Genomic DNA, 22855 nt, shown 5'->3' with positions numbered 1-22855 from the left:
GCTGTACCGGAAACGAATCCGTTTTGTAGTACCTTCACGTTTTTCCTATTTTTTCATTTTCCGGCAGCAATATAAAAACCCGATCACAGCTTTGTTTGCTTGTAATCGGGTTTGTCTTCGCTCTGAGCTGATTTCATTAATGAAATCAGCTTTTTTATTGATGAATTAATTACTTATAAATGGTGTGTCTGTCGAACCAGGGGCAGTACTTCCCTTAGGAACAATTTGAATTCGGATACCTTCCAAGCGATATGACAAACCTGCAGTGCCAGCACTGGCACCATTCTTTGCCCAACCAAGCCAACCAACATTTTGGGCATGAACCTGGTAATAGATATCAAACAAATCTGCATCTGTACCAGTAAGGTCAATCTGAATGGCCTCTAATCGAAGCGATTGACCTGTTGTGCCACTCATTGTCCCATCAGCCACAAAGTTCTGCCAGCCGATATCCTGGACATGAGTTTTGTATTCTACGCCAAGATTATAGTCCTGGGCGCTCGCATTAATTTCAATACCTTCCAAGCGAAGAGATTGGTCCGTTGTGCCACTCAAGGCTCCATCAGAAACAAAATCCTGCCAGCCTATATTTTCAACATGGGTTCGATAAGCTATTGAAGTGGTTTTGACTGCCGAGTCTTTAATTACAAAATTATTAATTGCTTTTCTGGTAATGTTATTATCACCATCTTTTACCTCGACATATAGGGTATAGATTCCTGCTATGGTAGGGGTAAAAGTTGTAGTGTTACTGGTGCTGTAATTCTGGATGGTATTGGTCTCGCCGTTTAGTTCATAGTAAAATCCATAGGAGTAGGAACCTTGGCCGCCGCTGGCAGATGCGCTTAGAACGATGGGGGTTCCCACTGTTTGATCGGGAATTTTATTCGCCGTAAAATTATCAATACTTAAGGGGATACTGGGGGTTACGGCAGCCAGAGCTGCATCCAGTTGGATCATTCCATATCCATAGTAATCATCTTTTCCGGGAGCTCCGAAATCTAAAGCGGTATTTTCTAGAATGGTTTCCACTTTGGTGTTGGTAAGGCTGGGATTAGCAGCCAATAGAACAGCACAGGCTCCAGCGGTGATGGGAGAGGAAAAGGAGGTTCCCGATGCTAGCTGGTAATCTCCATCATGGTTAGTGGTGTAAATTTTATAACCAGGAGCACATAAATCCACCATGCTGTTGTGTTGGGAAAAATAGGCGATTTCATTGGTATCCGTAGTGGCGCCAACTGAAATAACATTATTGTAGGAAGCGGGAATGGCAAATTCGCCTGAGTAATCGGCATTACTTCCTTCATTCCCTGCGGCGGCTACTAAAACCTTTCCGGCATTGGCAGCATTTTCCACCGCGGTTCGAAGCGCCGCGGAGGCATCATAACCGCCAAAACTCATATTAATGACTTTTACATCCGATCTCCCGGCTGCATCATATAAAGCTGCGCAGATATAACCGACATCGAGATTGGCATCATTATCGTAGGTTCCTCCGACACGATAGGGAGCTATTTTAACATTGGCCGTTCCGGCTATTCCGGAAATACCGATATTATTATTGGATACGGCGGCAATGCAACCACTGACCTCGGTTCCATGACCTGATAAATCTTTCATGTCTGAGGTTCCATTCACGTAGTCATAGCCGGTTACTGTCTTTCCGATAAGATCCGGGTGTTTGAGATTTAGACCAGTATCGATAACAGCAACTACCACAGCTTGTGAATTATTTACCTGGTTCCAGGTTTTATCTGCATCGATACGTTCAAACTGCCACTCTAAAGAAAGCAAGGGATCATTGGGGAGGGCGGAAGTTTGGATATAGCTGTTTTTTTCTGCCACTAATACGTTGGGATTTTCTGATAATTTGGTGACGATGGAATCCACATTATTAGAATCAGCTACTTCTAAAATGTCCACCCGATCAGATACCGTTTCTCCACCTTTAATTTCTTGAGTTGTCAGAGCAAGATCACCCACACTAGCATTATTGTTCTGATAAATAACGATAATTTCATCATCGATATTTGAATTTTCATTTATATTAGCCACTTCATCCATACTTTGGATAGCCATTGATCCATTTGCTGTTGAATCTTTGGAGACATTAACTGAAGATTTAACTATTCCAGTTGTTTGTACTGAAATGGACTGGTTTTCCGCTAATACGCCAAGGGGGAAGACTGTGCAAATTAAAACGAATGCTAATAGGGAGCTGATAATATTTATAAATCTCATAATTGTGCCTCTTTCCTCTTTTTATCGATACTTAATAATAACGCATTTGCTTTCTAAAAGCAATTAAGTAAGACAAAATGATAGAGCGTCATTTTAAAGTCTCATGAAGTGAAATAGAAGGTATAAAAATATTGACGAAAAAGAAAAATCGTGCTAATATATAAAACATATATATATAGTATGAAATGTGAAGCCTGGTTCGTGTTTTTAAAGACCACTTTACAAAGCGAGGTAAAAAATATGTCAGTAAAGTTTAAAAGAGAACAGAAAACAATCAGTCAATGTTATCAGGTTAATGTTTTTTTCCAGAGCGATTGTGTATTGGAAAATATCAAAGCATATACCATGATTTTCGGATTGATCGGGTTAGTGGAAGAACTTTATTTTCTGCCCGAGGATATTGTAGACAATTCAGACACATCAGCATATATTAGAAATAATGGCCTGGATATCTTTCTTCGAACAAAAATGGAATATGAGCAACTCAAAGATCAATTAAATAAAACGCCATCTTTAGAAAGACTCGCTTTAAAAGTGGTAGACGAATCAGCTTTTGAAGCATTTGAGCCGGTACCGGAAAATATGAAAATGATAGAAACTCAACCGATTATTAAGCAGATAATAAAAAAACCGATACGATGTTTTTGCCAAACCTATTGATATAAAAAACGTGCAGCGGTATTTAAAAAATTGGATTAAAAGATTTTTGAAAATTTAATATAAATACGGCAAAGGCTGGATGGCGAAATGGAAAACAAGAATAACTTATTACATAAAATCATTCAAATAATTAGTGTCGTTTTAATGTTATTTTTACTAATTAATATCTTTAATATGATTTTTTTGATCCGTGAAACAGGGGATGTAATAAATATCTCTGACAATATCAGAAGTGAAATTCAGCGACTAGTCAAACTAGAACTCTATGGAGATCCACAGAATGATATGATTGATACTATCGATAAATTAATAAATGACTTTGAATATGATAAAACCAGATATGAATGGGAAAAACAACAAGATCCAGCTACTCTTGAAAAGTTAAATCTGTTACCAGAGATATGGAGAAAATTGAGAACTGACCTTATTAATTATAGATTGAATGCCAGCAATAAGGAACCCCTCTTGCAAAGTAGTGAAGCCTATTTTAAAACAATAAATTACGTTGTTGAAGCAACAGAAAATTATTCGGCAGAAAGAATCAAAGAACTTATCACCAATGAGGTTGCCTTAGCCATTTTAATATTTGTATTAATTGTTGCTTCAGTTCCCCAATCGACGAAAGAAATTCAATTGATTCGAAAAAACAGGGAATTAGAAGTTGCCGCCTATATTGACAAAATCACAGGGTTGCCGGGTCGAAGAAGCTGTGAAGAAAAAATATGGATGCCTATGAATCCAAAGAAAGCACCCTACTGTGTTGCCATATTTGACCTTAATAATTTAAAAAAGATGAATGATTTATATGGACATCATGAAGGAGATCGTTTAATAAAAGGTTTTGCTTGTATATTGGGAAATATCAGCAATGATCGTATTTTTGCTGGCCGTTACGGCGGAGACGAATTCATCATAATCGTACATGGTTATAATAAAGAAAAAATAATCAGATTGTTATATAAAATTGAATTGCAGGTGAATGATCACAATAAAGAAAATGATCATCCTCAAATACAGTACGCAGTGGGTTATTCGTTTGAAGGAGAGACACTGAGAGCAATGATTGATATAGCCGATGAAAGAATGTACGTCAATAAAAAAAATATGAAAGAAAAAGCAAAATCACTTGTTTTAAAAATCGATTGTCAGCAAACATCGAACGTGCATTACAACTAAAGGAAGATTAAGTAGGAAGGAATATTAAAATGACAGTAGTTAAAGCATATAAAGACATCTATAATTTTTCGGTGCAATTAAATGAGGTATACCAATCATTTAATAATAAAACTGAAGAAAAAATCTTTTCAGTTAAATTTCAAAGGTACATCAAGTGGATGGTAGTGGGACTCATGGATACCTCATTTGGAGATTTAGAAAAATATAGAAATGCATACTGTGTCAGTAATTGTTTGCCAGGACATTCCATAAGGACTGCACTAATTGCAATTTGTTTAGCTAAAGAATTAGACATTGAAGCATCAGAGGTTTATCATATTGGCTTGGGTGGAATACTCCATGATATTGGTAAGCTGTTAATTCCCAGCAAAATTATTGATAAACCATGTAAACTGAGTGTAACAGAATTCAAAGTGATTAAAGAACATCCAACAATCGGTTTTGAAATGCTAAAAAATCAGAAGTGGTTACCGAAAGATAGCTTGAAGATTGTTCAAAATCATCATGAAAAGATTGATGGAAGTGGGTATCCAAATCAATTGTCAGGAATTCAGATTCCATTTTATGGACGTCTGGTCGGGGTAGCAGATGTTTTCGATGCGGTGACCAGTAAAAGAAACTACCGCGATGCGCTTAGTTATCGTGATGCACTGTGTATTATCCAAAAAGAAACACCAAATCTTTTGGATGAGAATTTAGTGATGGTTTTAGGTGATACAATAGAAAAATATTATCATTCTAACACAAATCATACGAAAAAATTAAATATACAAGAATATGACAAACTTATAATCTAATTTGAACGGTTAAAAATAAATCAGATTGCTATTAAATAGAGTAATTATTTTTACACAAATTAAAAAACTTCAACAAAGCCGAAAAGGTAATGTTGAAGTTTTATTCAAGTTAATTGAGCTTCCTCATATTTGATAGCAGACTATTTAACGTAGCCTGCTTCTGAAAATGATTTCAGCGTTTAAATATTATTTTTGTTAATTTAGAAAGAAGCCAAATCAAATTCAGAAAAATAAGAAATGATTTGGTAGTGTATTGTTGTTAAAGAAGAAAATAGGTTATAATTTAATAAAAAAACATTGATAATTTGAAAGCGGGTATATTATGACAGTAATCATTGTTGTTCTAATTTTGTTGTTTTCAATATGGTTAATTTTCAGCAATATAATCAGTGAAAATAAAGGATTCTCAACTATTGGGGATGATAAGCCGATTATAAAAGTCCTTTGCAAGGATGGCTTTATAAAGGGCTATTATGTGTCTGATGGATTATTCAAAGGAAAGAAATATGTTTCAAATAAAATTACAGCAGAAGGAACATTCTTTAATGGAATGCAGATCGGACAGGGTAAGGAGTATTATGAAAATGGCACATTGAAGTATATCGGTCATTTTTCAAATGATTATGCAGCGGGTCAAGGCAAATTATTTGATCAAATTGGGAAACTAAAATATGAAGGTAACTTTGAAAATGGTTATGCATCAGGTTATGGTAAGCTGTATGATGATAATGGACATTTGAAATGTGAAGGCAATTTTGCCAGGTTATCAACTAATACAGGATGTGAAAAAGACCCCTCTGTACCTTCTGGTAAATGCAAAGAGTATTATGAAAATGGCAAATTAAAATATATTGGCAATTTTTATAATGGACTTTGGCATGGAGAGGGTAAATGTTATGATAGAAACGGTCATTTGCTACATAAGGGTAGATTTGAATACGGCAGCCCTGTAAAAAAATGAGCCATTGAGTTACTGTTATTAGAAATAGAATAGAAATCATAGAAAAAATTAGAAAATATTTTTCAAACAAATGAACGATTATTATATGATATCCGTAATGTTGCATTTTTAAATCAAAAGTGGTATTATTTTATTGTTTTATAAAGGATTTTACAGGAATATCATTAACTCAAATTCAGGTTTGTGTTCTGATATCAAGTTGTTATTCAAGGGAGGAATGCATTATGTTTATTGCCAGGCAACCGATTTTTAATCAGCAACTTGAAGTATTTGGATACGAATTGCTTTTTCGGCTGGAAAGCCAATCAACCCAGTTTGGCGGAATATCATCTCAGGGCGCAACGGCAACGGTGATCACTGGTTTATACGAGTCTGGATTGGAGAATCTGATTGAGGATAAGTATGCCTTTATCAATTTTGATGAAATATTTGTTCATTCTAATGCTTTGGAATTAATTGAACCTGACCGAATGATCGTCGAGATGCTTGAAAATATAAAGATTGATCGTACGTTGATGGATCGTTTGGAGGAAATCAGACATAAAGGTTACAAAATTGCTTTGGATGACTTTAAGGAAAACTATTGCGAGTATCCATTAACGCCTTTTGCCGATATTATAAAATATGATTTAATGGCAACTCCTTTGGAAAGAATCGAAAAAGACGTCATTAAAGCCCTTTCCCAGAATAAAATTCTTTTGGCAGAGAAGGTTGAAACAGAAAAAGAATATCTGGAGGCAAAAGAAATGGGATTCCAATTGTTTCAGGGATACTTTTTCAGCAGACCCAGTATTGCAGCAAAATCATATAACAAAACAACTTCCAAGTCCCAATATGTGCGCGTGATTGCAGAAATAAAAAAAGTGGATCCTGATTTCGATGCATTGGCCGAACTCCTTGAGCAGGATGTCACTTTGGCTTATCGTGTGATGCGTATGGCAAGTTTTCGATCTGGAAATGATTTAGTCAGTTCCGTTAAGTATGCATTAACCTATATGGGTCTAGATGAACTAGAAAGATGGATCAATGTTATAATGCTTCAGGATTTAGGTAAAGATAAACCGGAAGAGCTGAAGAAAATATCTCTAATTCGTACTAAATTTGCAGAATCCATAGCTATTCATGGAGGAATGAAAAAGCTTCAAAATGCAGCATCGATGATGGGGCTATTTAGTGTATTGGATGCAATTCTAGACCAGTCTATGGAAGAGGCTTTAATGGGTGTTGCATTGCCACCTTCAATATTAGATGCATTGATCAATCATAAAGGCGTACTTTATCCGATTTATGAATTGATTTTATCCTATGAAAAAGGAGATTGGAATGTCGTTGATAAGATTTCAAAAGAGCTGAATCTTGAGGAAACTGTTTTGGTTCGAAACTACCGTTGGTCTATTCAGTGGGCGAATGAAATAATGATACTTGTTTCGTAGCGGATGAAGTGCGGAATTCTGCTGATTTATTTTATAGCTGTTGAATTCAAACCGGTTCTTTTTTAATGTCAAAATCTGAAGGATGAAGCAAATGGAACAAACATACGAAAAGTGGAGAAACATGCTTCTGCGAACAAATATTTATGTAGCGATATACGTTGCAAAGGCAAATGGAAAAAATCAAACTAAACAATAAAATTAATTATTGCTTAGTTTTTTTAATAAGATGTTCAGCCAGCCTAAATTTTTTTTTAGCATTAAGATAGAAATATACTTCCTTGAGCAAATATCCAGTCCTAAATATTTCTGCCATTGTAATTTTTGATTTAATAAACAAAAGGACTGAAATCTGAATAACACAGATTTCAGTCAAAAAATATTTAACCGCTATATGTATTGAATTTTAGAACAATATTTAAATATTGCTTTTTTGCGGTTCCAAAACCTTAGAACCGACGGTATCAGTTTTTGCTTTTCTTAAATATGAATAATAATAGGCACCCGGTATAATAATAGCACCACCAATGATATTCCCGATTGTTACAGGAATAAGATTATTAATAAAAATTTGTGCCCAAGTAATGTCTGCGCCAACAAATAATCCCATTGGCAGGAAGAACATATTGGCAACGCTATGTTCAAAACCAGCAAAAACGAAAAGCATAATTGGAAACCAAATTGCAAATATTTTGCCAATCATATCTTTCGAACCAGCCTGTAACCAACATGCTAAAACAACAAGAATATTACAAAATATTGCCCGAATGAGAATTGCGCCCAACGGAATGGCAACCTTTGCCTGGGCAATGGCAACTGCCTTGGTGACCATCGCTTCACCATATAAACCGCTCTTAGACAATAACCAGGCAAATAAGACCGACCCGATCAAGTTTCCAACCCAAACGATACCCCAGTTACGGAGCATTGCACCCAAAGTAATATCTTTTCTAAATAATGATAAAGTCATCAGGTTGTTACCTGTAAATAATTCTGCACCACATAAAACAACAAGCATTAAACCAACGGGAAAGACACCTGCACCAACAAGCTTGGCAACGGTTACTTCAAAACCACTAGTTGCACCGGCTGTAACCAAAGTGAAACCATAAGCACCGAAACCAATAAACATACCGGCCAGCATGCCCAATACCAGCATTTTACCGATTGATAAAACTGCTTTTTTGTTACAGTTGGTGCACCACACTTCACCAATTTCCCCTGGAGTTAAAAAATTATTCACCCTCGATCTCCTTACTAAAATAATAATAGATTTACGATTGCATGAAATTTCGAACATTACAATGCATTATTATTTAAGTTCACCTCCTTAGTTAAACAAATTTATGTTTTCCATGTAATCGATTTTTAAATTATATCAAAATATTTTCAACTTGTATACACTTATAAATAAATTTCTTCTATATTAATATAGAAGAATATTTTCACTGGCATATATAAGCAAAAATAGATTCTTGCTGGGTATCGCTATCTTTTTCAACATCAATACAGCTATTGAAAAATAGCATAATAAAGCCATTGAAAATTTTCCTTGAAGACTATAATAATGAAAAAATAGAAGTGTGAATTATAACCATATATATGCAAGAATCTTCATATATAGATTTTAATTACTGCTATTCAGTATCATTTAATAATTCAATTTCTGTTTTGAAATATCAATCTGAACATGGCGCAAAGGTAAAAGATTTAAACAACAAGTGACAAAATATACTAAGATGTTGTATAAATATTAGGTAAAGTAAAACAGATAAAAAAATCAATATGAATAATGAAAAGCAGACAAATTACGATAAATTTAAGATTCCTGTGTTTTACTGTCAAGTTGTTGAGCTTCTAGTTCCAATTTGACTGGATTCCATCATATAAAACAAGTGAGGTAAATGTATGTGACTATAGAGAAATATTTGGCCAATTGAGTTTCTATGCAAAATTTGTTGACAGAGAATATATCGCATGGTACGATATATCGCAAGACGACATAGAAAGGAGCAAGATCCGTGATAAAGAATGAACCGTTAACCGAAAGCTATTTTTTTATATTGCTTTGTTTGCTGGAAGGGCCCAGTCATGGGTACGGAATCATGCAGAAAACAAAAGAAATTTCAGAAGGTCGGGTCAGTATCGGTTCCGGAACTATGTATGGAGCAACTGGTAATATGATGAAAAAAAAGTGGATTCAGGAAGAAAAAAGAAAGGATTCAGAAGATGAAAGAAAGCGCCTGTATTGCCTGACAGAAAAGGGAGAGGAAATTCTCATGGGGGAATATCAGCGATTATTATTAGATATCAAGAGTGCGGAAAGAATCATAAAGCGACATTAGAAAATTAGCAAAGCCTTAAAGAACATAATTCAGTTAAAATGTATGTAGACGAGAATTATGGCTGGAAGGATTTGTATTGAATATTTGACGAATAGCGATCGTGAAAAGCCTAATTTAAAAGAGTGCATTATCTCAAAATAATGTTCTCCGAGTAATTAAAATATATAGGAGGAAATTTGTATGTCAGAAGGAAATATAGAAAATCTTTTGAAAGTTCCAAAATTGGAAGCTTTTTTCAAAGATTATATCATTAATAATAAAGAGTTGTTTTTGGGTGTTCGTGGAGAATGCATCAATGTGTATTACTGGTGTAAAAGCTTGCTTGAAATATCATATGTTGTTGATAGTAAATGCAATATTAAAATTCATAAAAAATATGTTGATAATACTGCTCTGTGTGGATTGAAATTCACTGAAAAATCTGATTATATGACATTTAGCTTATCAGATGAATTTATCAAAGCGTTTTCAGGCTCATACAAGGTATTGAAAGCCAATGTTGAGAATGAAGCACTAAAAACAAAACCTATCCCAGTGAAAATTGAAAATAAAAAATTTAGAATCAAATCGGGTGAAGTTAAAATTGCGAATAAAAAGCCTGAAACAAAATCAGTTGAAGTAAAAGTGGGAATCTTGGAAAAAAAATACCAGCAAATTATTGCCTGCAATAATAATAGCAATAAAGATTCCGACTGGTATTGTATTGATTTAGAATATCGATCAGAAGGCATACCTTTTGGACGATTAGACATGGTTATAATTTCAAAAAATAGACATAATGGTAAATATCAAATTGCAATTATCAAATTAAAATATTCATGGCAGGCATATAAATCCGGTTATAGAAAAAATTTATACAATGATAAAAAAAATAAAGGTTATTATATTCAGGCTGAGACTTTAAAAACCAAGAAAAATGCCCAGGATGTCCAGCATCAGAGAAGATTCGGCTGTAAATATGATGAAAAAAAGAAACAGATCGTAGATTATGAATTTGGTTCTGGAATTGTTGGCAATTTTCATAACTATTCAAAATTCCTATTTGCAGACAATGGAAAATACTACCATCAATTAAAAGAAGAATGTTATGATATTTTACGGACCAAAAAAAAATTAGGCTGTTTTGAAACAAATGATCACATTAGTGAAGAGTTGCTTGAGATTTTAGAAAGTAGCCAAGAAGAATTTATCGAAAATATCAGTGATGTTCCTCAGTGTGTTTTTTTAACCGTTGGATGTGATGATATCGAACAATGTAAACAGTCAATGACATCATACCTTTGCGCCGGTCCGACCAATACGGCAGATGTTTTGAGCTGTACAAAGGATCTTTGGAATCTATATTACAATGACGGTAAAGGTAAAATAAAGACGATTATGCACGACTTAAACCTTACTGATTGTTTCCCTAAAGCATTTGATGAAAGAATTCGGTATTTGTTTTCCAAAAGAGAAGAACTTGAAAATTTAAATATGATCGATCATCTGGATCCTTCTACTGACGACGAGTTGATACTCAATATATTCTAGTAAAATGATGATATAAATCTAAAGTGAAGTACCCTGTATCAGGATGCTTCACTTTATTAAATGTCTCTATAATATTTGGCTATTCCACCAACCCCAAATAATATAGAACTTAAATTTAAGGATTGACTTTTTTAATCAGCTCGAATATTGTATAAGATATTACGGCTATAAAAAAAAACTATATAAAAAAGTTCGAGTTCTTTATGGAAAGGATTATAGAAATTGAGTATATTAGATAACATTTCATCTCCAAAGGATTTAAAAGAATTATCTTACCGTGATCTTGATATCCTTGCTGATGAACTTAGAAATAAAATCCTTGATACGGTATCAAATAACGGTGGGCATTTAGCCTCTAATTTAGGTATTGTCGAAACGACGATTGCCATTCACCGTATTTTTGACTCACCAGAGGATCAAATTGTTCTGGACGTTGGACATCAAAGTTATGTCCACAAACTTTTAACCGGAAGACAAAAAGAGTTTGACACTCTTCGTCAATGGAAAGGCTTATCAGGCTTTACTAATCGCCAGGAAAGTATTTATGATCCTTTTGGTGCAGGACATTCCGGAACATCCATTTCAGCGGCATTAGGGTTGGCGACAGCCAATCAACTGAACGGTAAACAAAATTATGTTATTGCCGTTGTTGGCGATGGCTCTTTTACTAATGGGATGATTTATGAGGCTTTGAATAATTGCACCAAGAATAATTTAAAACTGATTATTATATTAAATGATAATGAAATGTCAATATCAGAAAATGTAGGTGGTTTATCTAAATATTTATCCAGAATTCGAACGAGTGAAAAATATTTTTCGTTAAAACACAAAATTCAGATGTTCTTTCACAAAATACCTTTGGTTGGTGATCGCTTAGTAAGTACCACGAGAAAGCTAAAAAAGCGCATCAAAAAAAGAGTGATGAACGAGAATTTATTTGAAAATCTTGGTCTTGATTATCTTGGGCCCATTGAAGGGGACCAGATTAAAAAACTAGAAACAGTGCTTAGAGAAGCAAAAGAAAAAAACAAATGTTGCCTTGTCCATGTTCATACGATCAAGGGCAAAGGTTATAAACCTGCTGAAGACAACCCGGAAATATATCATTCAGTGGGCGCTTTTGATTTAAAAAGCGGGGTTAATCCAACAAAAAAGAAGATTGATTTTTCATCTGTTTTTGGAGATATCCTTTGCAGAGAGGCAGAACATAATCAATCGATTTGTGCCATTACTGCAGCAATGACCAGTGGAACAGGTTTGAACGAGTTCAGAGAAAACTATCCCCAACGGTTTTATGATGTGGGCATTGCCGAAGAACATGCCGTTACCTTTGGTGCAGGCCTTTCTGCCAATCAGAAAACTCCGGTATGTGCTATTTATTCTACGTTTACTCAAAGAGTTTATGATCAATTGATCCACGACGTTGCGATACAAAAACTGCCAATGATTATGGCACTCGACCGATGCGGACTTGTACCAGGGGATGGGATTACCCATCAGGGTATTTACGATTGTTCTTATTTGGCCTCTATACCTGGAATTGAGATCTTTAGCCCAGAAACTTATGCCGAAATGGAGCAATCCTTTAATCATGCGTTTCATCATTGTGGATTAGTGGTAATAAGATATCCTAAAGGGGCGGAATTAGAATATGATCGCAGTAAATTTAAAGCCTTAGACGGCCTGAATTATCTGGATTTTTCTACGGCCCCCTATGAGGTTGCCATAATTACCTATGGAAGAATTACCAAGAATGCCTATGATGCCATCAAATTATTGAATAACGCAGGTCACATTCGTTTGATAAAACTTGTGAAAGTTTATCCCCTTGATTTTGAGAAGATATTTTCGCTAATTGAAGGGGTTAGGTTTATTTATATATTGGAAGAAGGTATAAAAAGTGGCGGAATTGCAGAAAAAATAGCATCTGAATTCGCCCAAAAAGATATGATGCATACAAAAAAGATATTGATCCGAGCGATTGAAAATCCCTTGATGGAGCAGGGTGATTTGGCTTCATTATATGCAAGTTGCGGCTTCCAACCAGAACAGATTGCGGCTGAAATCAAGGATCTCATGAAAAGCCATTAAGAAACAAGCCTTTTCATGATAATTTCGACTAAACTGGACAAAAATGTAAAGGTATGATAATCTGTATATTAGTTAAAGTAGAAATTGTCTGCTGGATTATTATAATAATAGTTTGTGAAAAAATTTTGTTAGTTAAGATAGTTTCTAAGCCATGACGCAATGCATGTCGTGGCTTTTTTTTGTTGACAGAGGGTCAAATTAAAACATGACACTCTGTTTTTATTTTTTATTTTAAGGAGAAATTTAAAATGGGATTGTTGGACGTTATTAATATATCACATTCTTTTGGTGATAAATCATTATATAGAGAAGCGTCATTTGAGCTTTTCAAGGGTGAGCACATGGGGATTGTGGGACGAAACGGGACAGGGAAAACAACGCTTTTAAATTCACTCATCGGAGAAGTTATACCCGATGTAGGAGAAATACGTTGGCAAAAAGGAATCAAGGTAGGATATCTAGATCAACATGCTAAAATTGACAAAGAGGTTACGGTATTTGACTATCTTAAAACAGCATTCGTTGAGCTTTATAAGACTGAGTTGGAACTAAACAAAATCTATGAAAACATGATGTGTGACAGCAGCGAAAAGATGCTCAATAAGGCTGCGGACTATCAAAGTCTTTTGGAAAATTCTGGTTTTTATGAAATTGAAAACAGAATTTTAAAAGTTGCTGATGGCCTTGGAATTACAGCATTAGGTATGGACAGTAAACTTGACAAACTCAGCGGGGGACAAAGAGCAAAAGTTATTTTGGCCAAACTCCTTCTTGAAGAACCCAATGTATTATTACTGGATGAACCGACAAATTTTCTTGATAAAGAACATGTGGAATGGCTGACAGATCATCTTAGAGGCTATGATGGAACTTTTATCGTCATTTCTCATGACTTTGAGTTTCTTGATAAAATAACCACTTGTATCTGTGATATCGAGTTTTGTGCAATCAAAAAGTATAATGGAAACATTTCAAAATTTATTGAATTGAAAGGCCTAAGAAGAGAAGGTTATATCAGAGAATTTGAGGCACAAAAAAAGCAAATAAAAAAATATGAAGATTACATATCAAAAAACAAAGCAAGAGCTTCCACTGCGAATATGGCAAAAAGCAGGCAAAAACAACTTGATAAAATTGATCGGATTCCACCACCTGAAACAGCACCAAAGCCGCATTTTCATTTTACGTCTTTAGCGATTTCGGCTCAAAAATCTTTAGTTGTAAAAGATTTAGAGATTGGATATTACTATCCACTTTTACCAAAATTAAATTTCAAGGTGGAATCAGGTCAAAAAATAGTGATAACAGGATTCAACGGGATTGGAAAATCAACTTTGCTTAAAACTTTAATACACCAGATATCTGCAATCTCTGGCAAATTCAAATTTGCCGATAATGTGAAAATGGGATTCTTTGAACAGGATCTGAACTGGAAGAACCCAGCGCAAACACCGATACAAATCATAGTAGATGAATTTCCAAAACAGTCTCAAAGTCAGATAAGAAGGTATTTAGCACAGTGCGGCTTAAAGGCAGCGAGCACAATTCAGTCGGTTTCAACTCTTAGCGGTGGGGAACAGGCTAAGGTAAAGATTTGCAGTTTAATGCTGACTAAGTCTAATTTTCTGATTCTGGATGAGCCGACAAACCACCTTGATGGGGACGCAAAAGAGGTATTTAAAAATGAACTCATTAACTGGGAAGGAAACATGATTCTCGTATCCCATGAATCCTCATTTTATGAAGATTGGGCTGATAAAATTGTCAACATAGAAGATTTATAGCAAAATAAACTTAGTGTTATAAAAAGAATTAATTTTTATACATATTAATACAGATTTGAATATTTAAATCCTAATGTATGATAATATTATTACTTGACGTAACGCGGCTTTTACAATTAGAATAAGCATATACAAATTAAATTATTTTATCCTAAGGTGGTTAATTATGAAAAATCTGAGAGTTATGATAGTGGATGATTCGACTTTTTCAATAGCAGTTTTAAAAAAAATGCTGGAAAAAGATGGACTTGAGGTAGTGGCTACAGCGCTGAATATGAAAGATGCAATAGAAAAAGCAAAAGCAATTAAACCTGATTTAATCACGATGGATATGACTTTGCCGGATGGTAATGGAATAGAGTGTTCAAGAGAGCTATTAAAACACGTAAAAGAAACAAAAATCATCGCAATAAGTTCAATGATGGACGAAGAAATTATTGAAAAAGCAAAAAATGCAGGAATAAAAGCATACCTTCAAAAGCCTGTTGATGCAGATGGATTGAAGGCAGCAATTGAAAAGCTGTTTGCTGGAGAAGAGCTGTACCAGATCTTGCAAGATAATTATGAAGAAGCCTTTAAAGAATCAGTGTTCACTTTTCTAAAAAGTGAACTTGGCGGAGAAGTAGAACTTGAGAACTATCAGCTTAAATACAAGGGTGTCAGAAAATCATCAGGTATTTCGGTAGCTGTTGGAATGATCGGAAGACATAAGGGCAGACTTATTATCGATATGTCCAGTAATACTGCACTTAATATGGTAAAAAAAATAGTGCAGGATGAAAATCAAACGCTTGAGGAGGCAATTCAGTTCCTTAGTGAGTTTACAAATGTCATTGCTGGAAATGCCTGTTCCCTTCTAAATGGATTAAATCGATCATTTGGACTTCGTGTATCACCTCCAACTGTCATTGTTGGTGAAGACATTACCATATCAATCGGGGATATGGATAGCAAATCCTTTATGATAAAAACAGATTTAGGAGAGGCATTCATGAATATTGGAGTTCAAAAGGGGGATGAGTCATGGATTTAAAAAACATTAATCCTTTTATTGATGCTGTTACTGAGATTTTACCGCAGTTTGGTTTTCAAAGCTTAATCCAGAAGGGATTTAGTGAAAAGTCGAAAAAGATTATAGCTAGCGGAGTTGTTATAACGCTGGGAATAGTTGGCGATAAAAAAGGAAATGTCGTTTATTGTATCAATCAAGAAGGGGCAAAACAAATAGCCTCGATCATGATGATGGGAATGCCTGTGGAAGAACTGGATGATATGGCGCAGAGTGCGCTCTCAGAATTGTCTAATATGCTTACAGCCAATGCTTGTATAAATTTTTCAAAGGAAGCAGTTAATGTTGACATATCTGTTCCCACTCTTTTATTTGGTGAAAACATTGAGTTGAACTTGAACAAAGAAGAGATTATTTGTGTTGAATTTGATGTTGATGGAATAAAGATGGAAATCTGTGTAGCTTTAGTTTAGTGACTGAGAAAAAATAATTTATAAAATGATGAAGTGCTGTTATATAACTCACTTCAAAATAGATACAAACCTAAATCATAAGGCCAACCTTTATCAGGTTGGCCTTAAATAGTTTGACTTTTTAAATTTTGGTAAAAACATTCAATTTATTTTCATCAGAAAAAGTTGCGTTTAAAATCGATAAGTACAATAGCGATTAAATAGGAAGGAAGAATATAATTAAAATATATTGAGAAACTGAGAATATAAGTTTCAACTAAAATGAAAGAATATTAATCAATCTTTCAAAAATAATATTTAAACTATGAAATACAACTGATTACGGATAAAATAAGTGGTTTTCAAAAAAATACTTTCAAAAAAAACATTAAATAATAATATTTTAGCTTTATCTATGTAAGATTATAGGGTATAATTAGAATAAATTAAGTATAGAAGAGGAGATTGATGATGAATCGTATTTTTTCGGAAATTACCCCTGAGATTATTAAATACAGTGAGTTATGTACAAAAAATAGTTATATTCAGCCAGAATTATATACAAAATTTCGGGTCAATAGAGGCCTTCGGGATTTAGAAGGAAATGGTGTATTAACAGGTTTAACTGATATTTCTGAAATTATAGCCTATTTTTTTGATGAGAATGGTAAAAAAATCGGTCAAAAGGGCGAGCTGTTTTATCGCGGCATCAATATTGAAGAACTTGTTGATGGTTTTGTAAAAGAAAAGAGATTTGGATTTGAAGAGGTAACCTACCTTTTATTATTTGGGGATCTGCCTAAAAAAATTGAACTTCAAAACTTTTCAAAGCTTCTTGGAAATTATCGTAATTTACCAACTAACTTTGTACGTGATATTATCATGAAAGCACCAAGTCAGGATATGATGAATACTTTAGCCAGGAGTGTATTAACTCTGTTTGCTTATGATGATAATGCCAACGATGTGACCATTCCCAATGTCTTAAGACAATGTCTGGAACTGATTGCACTATTTCCTTTGTTGGCTGTTTATGGTTATCAAACCTACAGTCATTATCATGATGGGCAAAGTTTCTTTATTCACCAACCCCAGCCTGAGCTTTCAACTGCGGAAAACATTTTATATATTTTGAGACCCGATTGTAAATATACTGAGCTAGAAGCTCGGATTCTTGATATTGCTTTAGTACTTCATGCCGAGCATGGCGGAGGTAATAACTCTACCTTTACAACTCATGTTGTGTCATCATCTGGAACAGATACCTATTCGGTTATTGCAGCTTCATTAGGTTCGTTAAAGGGGCCAAAGCATGGGGGCGCAAACATTAAAGTTGTTGAAATGTTTAACGATATGAAGGAAAATATTGACGATTGGACCGATGAAAACAAAGTTCGGAGTTATCTTGCAGATCTACTTCATAAAAAAGTTTTTGATAAAGCCGGACTTATTTATGGAATGGGGCATGCAATCTACTCCGTTTCTGATCCGCGAGCCGCTGTACTCAGAGGTTTTGTTAAAAGTCTCTCTGAAGAAAAAGGAATGCATGATGAATTTGATCTTTATTCGTTGGTAGAGCGTTTAGCTCCAGAGGTCATCAGAGATGAAAGAAAAATGTATAAAGGCGTTAGTGCCAATGTTGATTTTTATAGTGGTTTTGTTTATAGTATGTTAGGATTACCGCTGGAACTCTTCACACCGATATTTGCGATTGCCCGAATTTCCGGTTGGAGTGCTCACCGATTGGAAGAACTGATTAATGCCGGCAAAATTATTCGACCTGCATACATGAATGTTTGTGATCGACGAGACTACGAACCTTTAGCAGAGAGAAAATAAACTCATGTGAATTGTTAATAAAATTGTATTAAAGTCATGGTCTTCTCAATCTATTCTGTGCTAGAATAGACTGTGAAGACCATTTTTTTTATATGATAGGATCATTATTTTTGAAAAGTAATTTAACAACTCAAAAAATTGTTTCTTTATTAAACGATTGAATTAGTGTATAATGATTCATACGAAAATGTGAGGGCAATAAAATGATCGATAACTTTAGCGATATTACTAATTCTGTAAAACTTGGTTCAAAACCTACATTAGTTGTTGCACTAGCTGCTGAAGCTGAGCTACTTAAAGCACTTTCAACAGCAAAGGGAAGGTATTTAATCAAGATAATCTTAATTGGTAGTCAGGAAGAAATTCTAAAGATTAGTGCCGATAAAAAAATTGATCTAAGTGATATGCAAATCATTGATATTGTTGATTTAGTTACTGCCTGTGATAAAGCAGTGTCATTAGTACGTCAAGGTGAAGCGGATTTTATTATGAAAGGTCTGGTCGACACCTCTATTTTTTTGAAAGCAGTAATCAATAAAACAAATGGTTTAACGATAGGACGACTTTTAAGTAGTATCATGATCATGAAACTAAAAACATATCACAAATTCTTGATGATATCTGATGGTGGCATAATTATTGACCCAGATTTAGAAAAAAAGAAGGGGATTATCGAAAATGTCGTAGTTTTAGCCAAATTGTTGGGAATTCAACCGGTGAAAATCGGATGTTTGGCTGCTAAGGAAAAAGTCAATCCTAAAATGCCAGCTACTGTAGATGCGGCTGCACTTAAAGAATTATCTGAGAAACATTATTTTGGTGAAAATGTTATTGTTGAGGGTCCTATAGCCATGGATTTGATGGTATCAAAAAAAGCAGCTCAAATAAAAGGGTATGTTTCAGAAGTTGCCGGAGATGTTGATGTGATTTTAGCCCCAAACATTGAAACAGGAAATGCAGTACTGAAGGTCATGACCCATCTGGGTAATGCTGAATCAGCCGGAGTAGTAATGGGGGCTTGTGTGCCAATCATTTTAACTTCTCGGTCTGATTCTTATGAAAACAAATTAAATTCTATCACTCTGGGTATATATTTAACTCAACATATGGGTGATTGTCATGAAACACGAGAGGAGCAGAAAAAAAGAAATGAAAAAATTATTAACAGGAAATGAAGCCATCGCAAGAGGGGCCTGGGAAGCTGGAGTGAAATATGCCACAGCTTACCCAGGAACGCCTAGTACAGAAATATTGGAAAATGTGACTACTTATGATGAAATAGTCTCAGAGTGGGCACCTAATGAAAAGGTAGCCCTTGAAACTGCTGCGGGCGCTTGCATCGGTGGAGTGAGAAGCCTTTGCGCCATGAAGCATGTTGGGCTTAATGTAGCTGCTGATCCTCTTTTTACATTTGCCTGTCTAGGTGTTAACGCAGGCGCGGTAGTGGTTACAGCTGATGAACCAGGGATGTTTTCATCTCAAAATGAACAGGACAATCGTAATTATGCACGTCATGCTAAAGTCTGCATGTTCGAACCTTCTGACAGCCAGGAAGCAAAAGATATGATAAAAGAAGCTTATGCTGTCAGTGAAGAATATGATATGCCGGTTCTTTTCAGAATGACCACGCGAGTTTGTCACTCTAAATCTATCGTTGAATGTCAGGATAGAAAAGAAGTTGCGGATAAACCCTATGAAAAAGATATTAAAAAGTACTGTCCTTTACCGGCCTTTGCAAAAGGAATGCAGGTAAAACTTGCAAATAATTTCAAACAACTAGAAACTTATTCAAATACGACACCATTTAATTATATCGAAGATAATAAATCTGAAATCGGTATTATTGGTTCAGGAGTAGCATACCGTTACGCAAAAGAAGTTTATAGTGATAAAGCTTCTTATCTGAAAATTGGTTTTACTTACCCTCTTCCGATGGGAAAAATTGCAGAGTTTGCTAAAGATAAGAAAACTATTTATGTGTTTGAAGAAAATGATCCAATTATGGAAAAAGAAATTAAAGCAGCTGGTATCGCTTGTATTGGAAAAGAAAAGCTACCTACTATGGGTGAGTTAACTCCGGATCGAATACGTAAAGCATTATTAAATGAAGAAGTTTCAACCATTCAACCGAATCCGGAAATGATTTTACCCAGACCACCAGCGTTCTGTGCAGGATGTCCTCATCGTGGGGCCTTCTATGAATTGGGACGTCGAAAAGATCTGATGATCTTTAGCGATATTGGTTGTTATTCCCTTGGGCTAATGCCACCATATAATGCAACAGATGCCATGATTTGCATGGGCGCAAGTATTAGTGGTGGGCATGGCGTTCAAAAGGCTTTTGACATAAAAGGAGATCATTCGAAAAAAGTTGTTTCTATTTTAGGTGATTCAACATTCTTCCACTCCGGTATTACCAGTCTGATGAATGTAGTCTATAATAAAAGCAATACCCTGACCATTATTTTAGACAATCGTATTACCGGAATGACAGGACATCAGCAAAACCCTGGTACTGGTTTTGACTTAAAGGGTGAAGAAGCTCCAATTATTGATATTGAGGCTATGGTTAAAGCTTGTGGGGTAAAAGAGCTAATCTCCATCGACCCTAATAATCTTGAGATGATGAACGATGCCATTGAATGGGGCCTCAATGTTGAAGGACCAGCAGTTATCATCACACGTTGGCCATGTGTCCTAAAAAAACTTTCTAATTTAGATAAAGATGAATTTCCAAGTGCATTTAAAAATTTCTGTACAGTAAATGTTGAAAAATGCATCGGATGCAAAAAATGCTTAAAATCTGGCTGCCCGGCTTTGGCCTTTGATACCGTTAATAAGAAATCTGGAATTCTAAAAGAGACTTGTGTTGGTTGCGGGGTTTGTGCTCAAATCTGTCCTAAACAAGCTATTGAAGTGGAGGTAAGATAGATGGAAACAAAAAATATTGTACTAGTTGGGGTTGGTGGTCAGGGAACTATTACCGCTGCCAAGCTGTTGACTACTGGCTTGATGGAAGCTGGTTTTGATGTTAAGATGAGTGAAATTCATGGTATGAGCCAACGTGGAGGTTCAGTTTCTTCATTGGTACGCTATGGCGATAATGTTCAGTCTCCTGTTATCGAAATTGGTAGTGCTGATATTGTTGTTGCCTTTGAAAAATTAGAAGGACTCCGATCAATGGAATATCTGAAACCAAAGGGAAAAATGGTTGTTAATGATACTGAGATTTCGCCACTTTCTGTTGTTATTGGAACAAATGCTTATCCTGAAGGTATTTTGGAAGAAATAGAGAGTAAGATTGATTGTAGAGTGATGTCAGCATCTAAAATGGCTGAAGCTCTAGGAAATAATAAAGTGACAAACGTCATTCTTTTAGGTTCTGTTATCAAATTAATGGGTTTGACAGAAATAGATTGGGAATCAATCATTTCCAAAAATGTTAAAGAAAAATTCATTGATATTAATGTAAAAGCTCTTCATGCGGGAATGGATGCTGCTTAAAATGGATACAACCAAGAAAAACTTCAAGTTTTTTCAACATACTTCGTGTGAATATTTCCCATGTCATAAAGCCGATGATATCAGTAAATTTAATTGCTTGTTTTGTTATTGTCCTTTATATGCGCTGGGAAAGGATTGCAGAGGCACCTTTATTTTTACAGATAAAGGTATAAAAAACTGTAGCAATTGTAATTATCCCCATCAAAAAGAAAACTACGACGGTGTTCTGGAAAAACTATCAACACTTATTGAACGAGTCAAAATAGATTAAATTTAATGTGTTAAAGGGGTAGGGAAATGTCAATTATTATTGGTCTTGTTTTTATTATCGCAGCCTATTTGTTAGGAAACCTGAATTTTGCTTATATTCTGGTGAAATTTTTCAAAAATGAAGATGTGCGTGATTATGGGAGTGGCAATGCGGGCACAACAAATGTGCTTCGTGTAATGGGAAAAAAATTTGCAATACCGGTTTTTCTTCTTGATGCATTCAAGGGCTGTTTGGTAATTATTGTTGGACGATACCTCTTGGGTCTTGGTGATGTTTATAATGGCATTTTCCTTGTTATCGGAGGAATTGCGGTTGTAGCTGGACATAACTGGCCAGCATTTCTTCAATTTCGTGGTGGCAAAGGAACGGCGACTTCATTAGGTGTATTTCTGACTTTAGATTGGGAAGTAGCCATTATTGCCATCATGATTGGTCTCATTGTATTAGCAATATGGAAAATGGTTTCTTTGGCTTCTATGGTAGGGATGACCATGCTGCCTATCTTTGCTCTTCTTTCGGGCCGAACTGTCACTGAAGTTGTTTTTGCTTTTGTATTATGTCTGTTTAGTTTATTCCAGCATCGAAAAAATATCGGACGAATTATCCAGGGAAGAGAAAGCAAACTTGGGCAAAAAGTAAAGATTAAGAAAAAAGAACAATAGTAAGTTGTTGTTAACTGAATATCGTGTTTGATCTTACTGAAATTATTACGCCCTTAAATTTGGACATCTATCGAATATTCATATCAACAAGTATTTCCGG

Annotated in this window: 19 protein-coding genes; 17 read left to right on the top strand and 2 right to left on the bottom strand. The window is 35.1% G+C overall.

What is annotated here, in order from left to right:
- Window positions 1-165 precede the first annotated feature (165 nt).
- Window positions 166-2241, bottom strand: coding sequence for a S8 family serine peptidase (locus FZC40_RS11330; protein ID WP_148604396.1), 2076 nt, complete (start codon window positions 2239-2241; stop codon window positions 166-168).
- A 240-nt stretch (window positions 2242-2481) separates the two neighbouring features.
- On the opposite strand from FZC40_RS11330, the gene FZC40_RS11325 reads away from it, so the two are divergent.
- From FZC40_RS11325 to FZC40_RS11305, 5 genes are all read left to right on the top strand, one after another.
- A complete protein-coding gene (locus FZC40_RS11325; RefSeq protein WP_186843878.1) occupies window positions 2482-2901 on the top strand; it encodes a hypothetical protein in 420 nt (139 codons plus the stop codon).
- A gap of 87 nt (window positions 2902-2988) precedes the next feature.
- Window positions 2989-4077, top strand: coding sequence for a GGDEF domain-containing protein (locus FZC40_RS11320; protein WP_148604391.1), 1089 nt, complete (start codon window positions 2989-2991; stop codon window positions 4075-4077).
- Window positions 4078-4106: 29 nt separating this feature from the next.
- Window positions 4107-4874 (top strand): HD-GYP domain-containing protein, encoded by a 768-nt coding sequence (locus FZC40_RS11315; RefSeq protein WP_148604388.1) that lies wholly within the window; start codon window positions 4107-4109, stop codon window positions 4872-4874.
- Window positions 4875-5196: 322 nt separating this feature from the next.
- Window positions 5197-5835 (top strand): toxin-antitoxin system YwqK family antitoxin, encoded by a 639-nt coding sequence (locus tag FZC40_RS11310; RefSeq protein ID WP_148604386.1) that lies wholly within the window; start codon window positions 5197-5199, stop codon window positions 5833-5835.
- Window positions 5836-6059: 224 nt separating this feature from the next.
- Complete coding sequence (locus FZC40_RS11305) at window positions 6060-7268, top strand: EAL and HDOD domain-containing protein (RefSeq protein ID WP_148604384.1); 1209 nt, start codon at window positions 6060-6062, stop codon at window positions 7266-7268.
- A gap of 415 nt (window positions 7269-7683) precedes the next feature.
- Here the strand turns inward: FZC40_RS11305 and FZC40_RS11300 are convergent, their stop codons facing one another.
- On the bottom strand, window positions 7684-8508 hold the full coding sequence (locus FZC40_RS11300; RefSeq protein ID WP_148604382.1) for a formate/nitrite transporter family protein: 825 nt from the start codon (window positions 8506-8508) through the stop codon (window positions 7684-7686).
- 778 nt (window positions 8509-9286) lie between these two features.
- On the opposite strand from FZC40_RS11300, the gene FZC40_RS11295 reads away from it, so the two are divergent.
- From FZC40_RS11295 to plsY, 12 genes are all read left to right on the top strand, one after another.
- Window positions 9287-9610 (top strand): PadR family transcriptional regulator, encoded by a 324-nt coding sequence (locus FZC40_RS11295; protein WP_148604380.1) that lies wholly within the window; start codon window positions 9287-9289, stop codon window positions 9608-9610.
- 180 nt (window positions 9611-9790) lie between these two features.
- Complete coding sequence (locus tag FZC40_RS11290) at window positions 9791-11140, top strand: hypothetical protein (RefSeq protein ID WP_148604378.1); 1350 nt, start codon at window positions 9791-9793, stop codon at window positions 11138-11140.
- A 222-nt stretch (window positions 11141-11362) separates the two neighbouring features.
- Entirely contained in the window at window positions 11363-13234 is a 1872-nt protein-coding gene (gene dxs / locus FZC40_RS11285) for a 1-deoxy-D-xylulose-5-phosphate synthase (protein ID WP_148604376.1), read from the top strand.
- A 248-nt stretch (window positions 13235-13482) separates the two neighbouring features.
- A complete protein-coding gene (locus FZC40_RS11280; protein WP_148604374.1) occupies window positions 13483-15018 on the top strand; it encodes an ABC-F family ATP-binding cassette domain-containing protein in 1536 nt (511 codons plus the stop codon).
- A gap of 166 nt (window positions 15019-15184) precedes the next feature.
- Window positions 15185-16051 (top strand): response regulator, encoded by an 867-nt coding sequence (locus tag FZC40_RS11275; protein ID WP_148604372.1) that lies wholly within the window; start codon window positions 15185-15187, stop codon window positions 16049-16051.
- Entirely contained in the window at window positions 16042-16500 is a 459-nt protein-coding gene (locus tag FZC40_RS11270) for a chemotaxis protein CheX (protein WP_148604370.1), read from the top strand. Before FZC40_RS11275 ends, FZC40_RS11270 begins: the two co-directional genes overlap by 10 nt.
- A 447-nt stretch (window positions 16501-16947) precedes the next feature.
- Complete coding sequence (locus FZC40_RS11265; protein WP_148604368.1) at window positions 16948-18318, top strand: citrate/2-methylcitrate synthase; 1371 nt, start codon at window positions 16948-16950, stop codon at window positions 18316-18318.
- A gap of 203 nt (window positions 18319-18521) precedes the next feature.
- Window positions 18522-19493: a phosphate acyltransferase gene (locus FZC40_RS11260; protein ID WP_148604366.1), complete on the top strand. Its 972-nt coding sequence runs from the start codon at window positions 18522-18524 to the stop codon at window positions 19491-19493.
- Window positions 19468-21249 carry an indolepyruvate ferredoxin oxidoreductase subunit alpha gene (gene iorA, locus FZC40_RS11255; protein WP_148604364.1) on the top strand — a complete coding sequence of 594 codons (1782 nt, stop codon included), beginning with the start codon at window positions 19468-19470 and terminating at the stop codon, window positions 21247-21249. The genes FZC40_RS11260 and iorA overlap by 26 nt, the downstream gene beginning before the upstream one ends.
- Window positions 21250-21822, top strand: a complete 573-nt coding sequence (locus FZC40_RS11250) for an indolepyruvate oxidoreductase subunit beta (RefSeq protein ID WP_148604362.1) — start codon at window positions 21250-21252, stop codon at window positions 21820-21822.
- Window positions 21800-22093, top strand: coding sequence for a cysteine-rich small domain-containing protein (locus FZC40_RS11245; protein WP_337959677.1), 294 nt, complete (start codon window positions 21800-21802; stop codon window positions 22091-22093). Before FZC40_RS11250 ends, FZC40_RS11245 begins: the two co-directional genes overlap by 23 nt.
- 26 nt (window positions 22094-22119) lie before the next feature.
- Window positions 22120-22755 carry a glycerol-3-phosphate 1-O-acyltransferase PlsY gene (gene plsY / locus FZC40_RS11240; protein WP_148604357.1) on the top strand — a complete coding sequence of 212 codons (636 nt, stop codon included), beginning with the start codon at window positions 22120-22122 and terminating at the stop codon, window positions 22753-22755.
- The last annotated feature ends 100 nt before the right edge of the window (window positions 22756-22855 follow it).

The sequence above is a fragment of the Acetobacterium tundrae genome (assembly GCF_008086615.1).
In the GTDB taxonomy this organism is placed as follows: Bacteria; Bacillota; Clostridia; order Eubacteriales; family Eubacteriaceae; genus Acetobacterium; species Acetobacterium tundrae.
The sequence above is the reverse complement of the archived record's forward strand: the minus strand, read 5'-3'. Positions and strand labels throughout refer to the sequence as shown.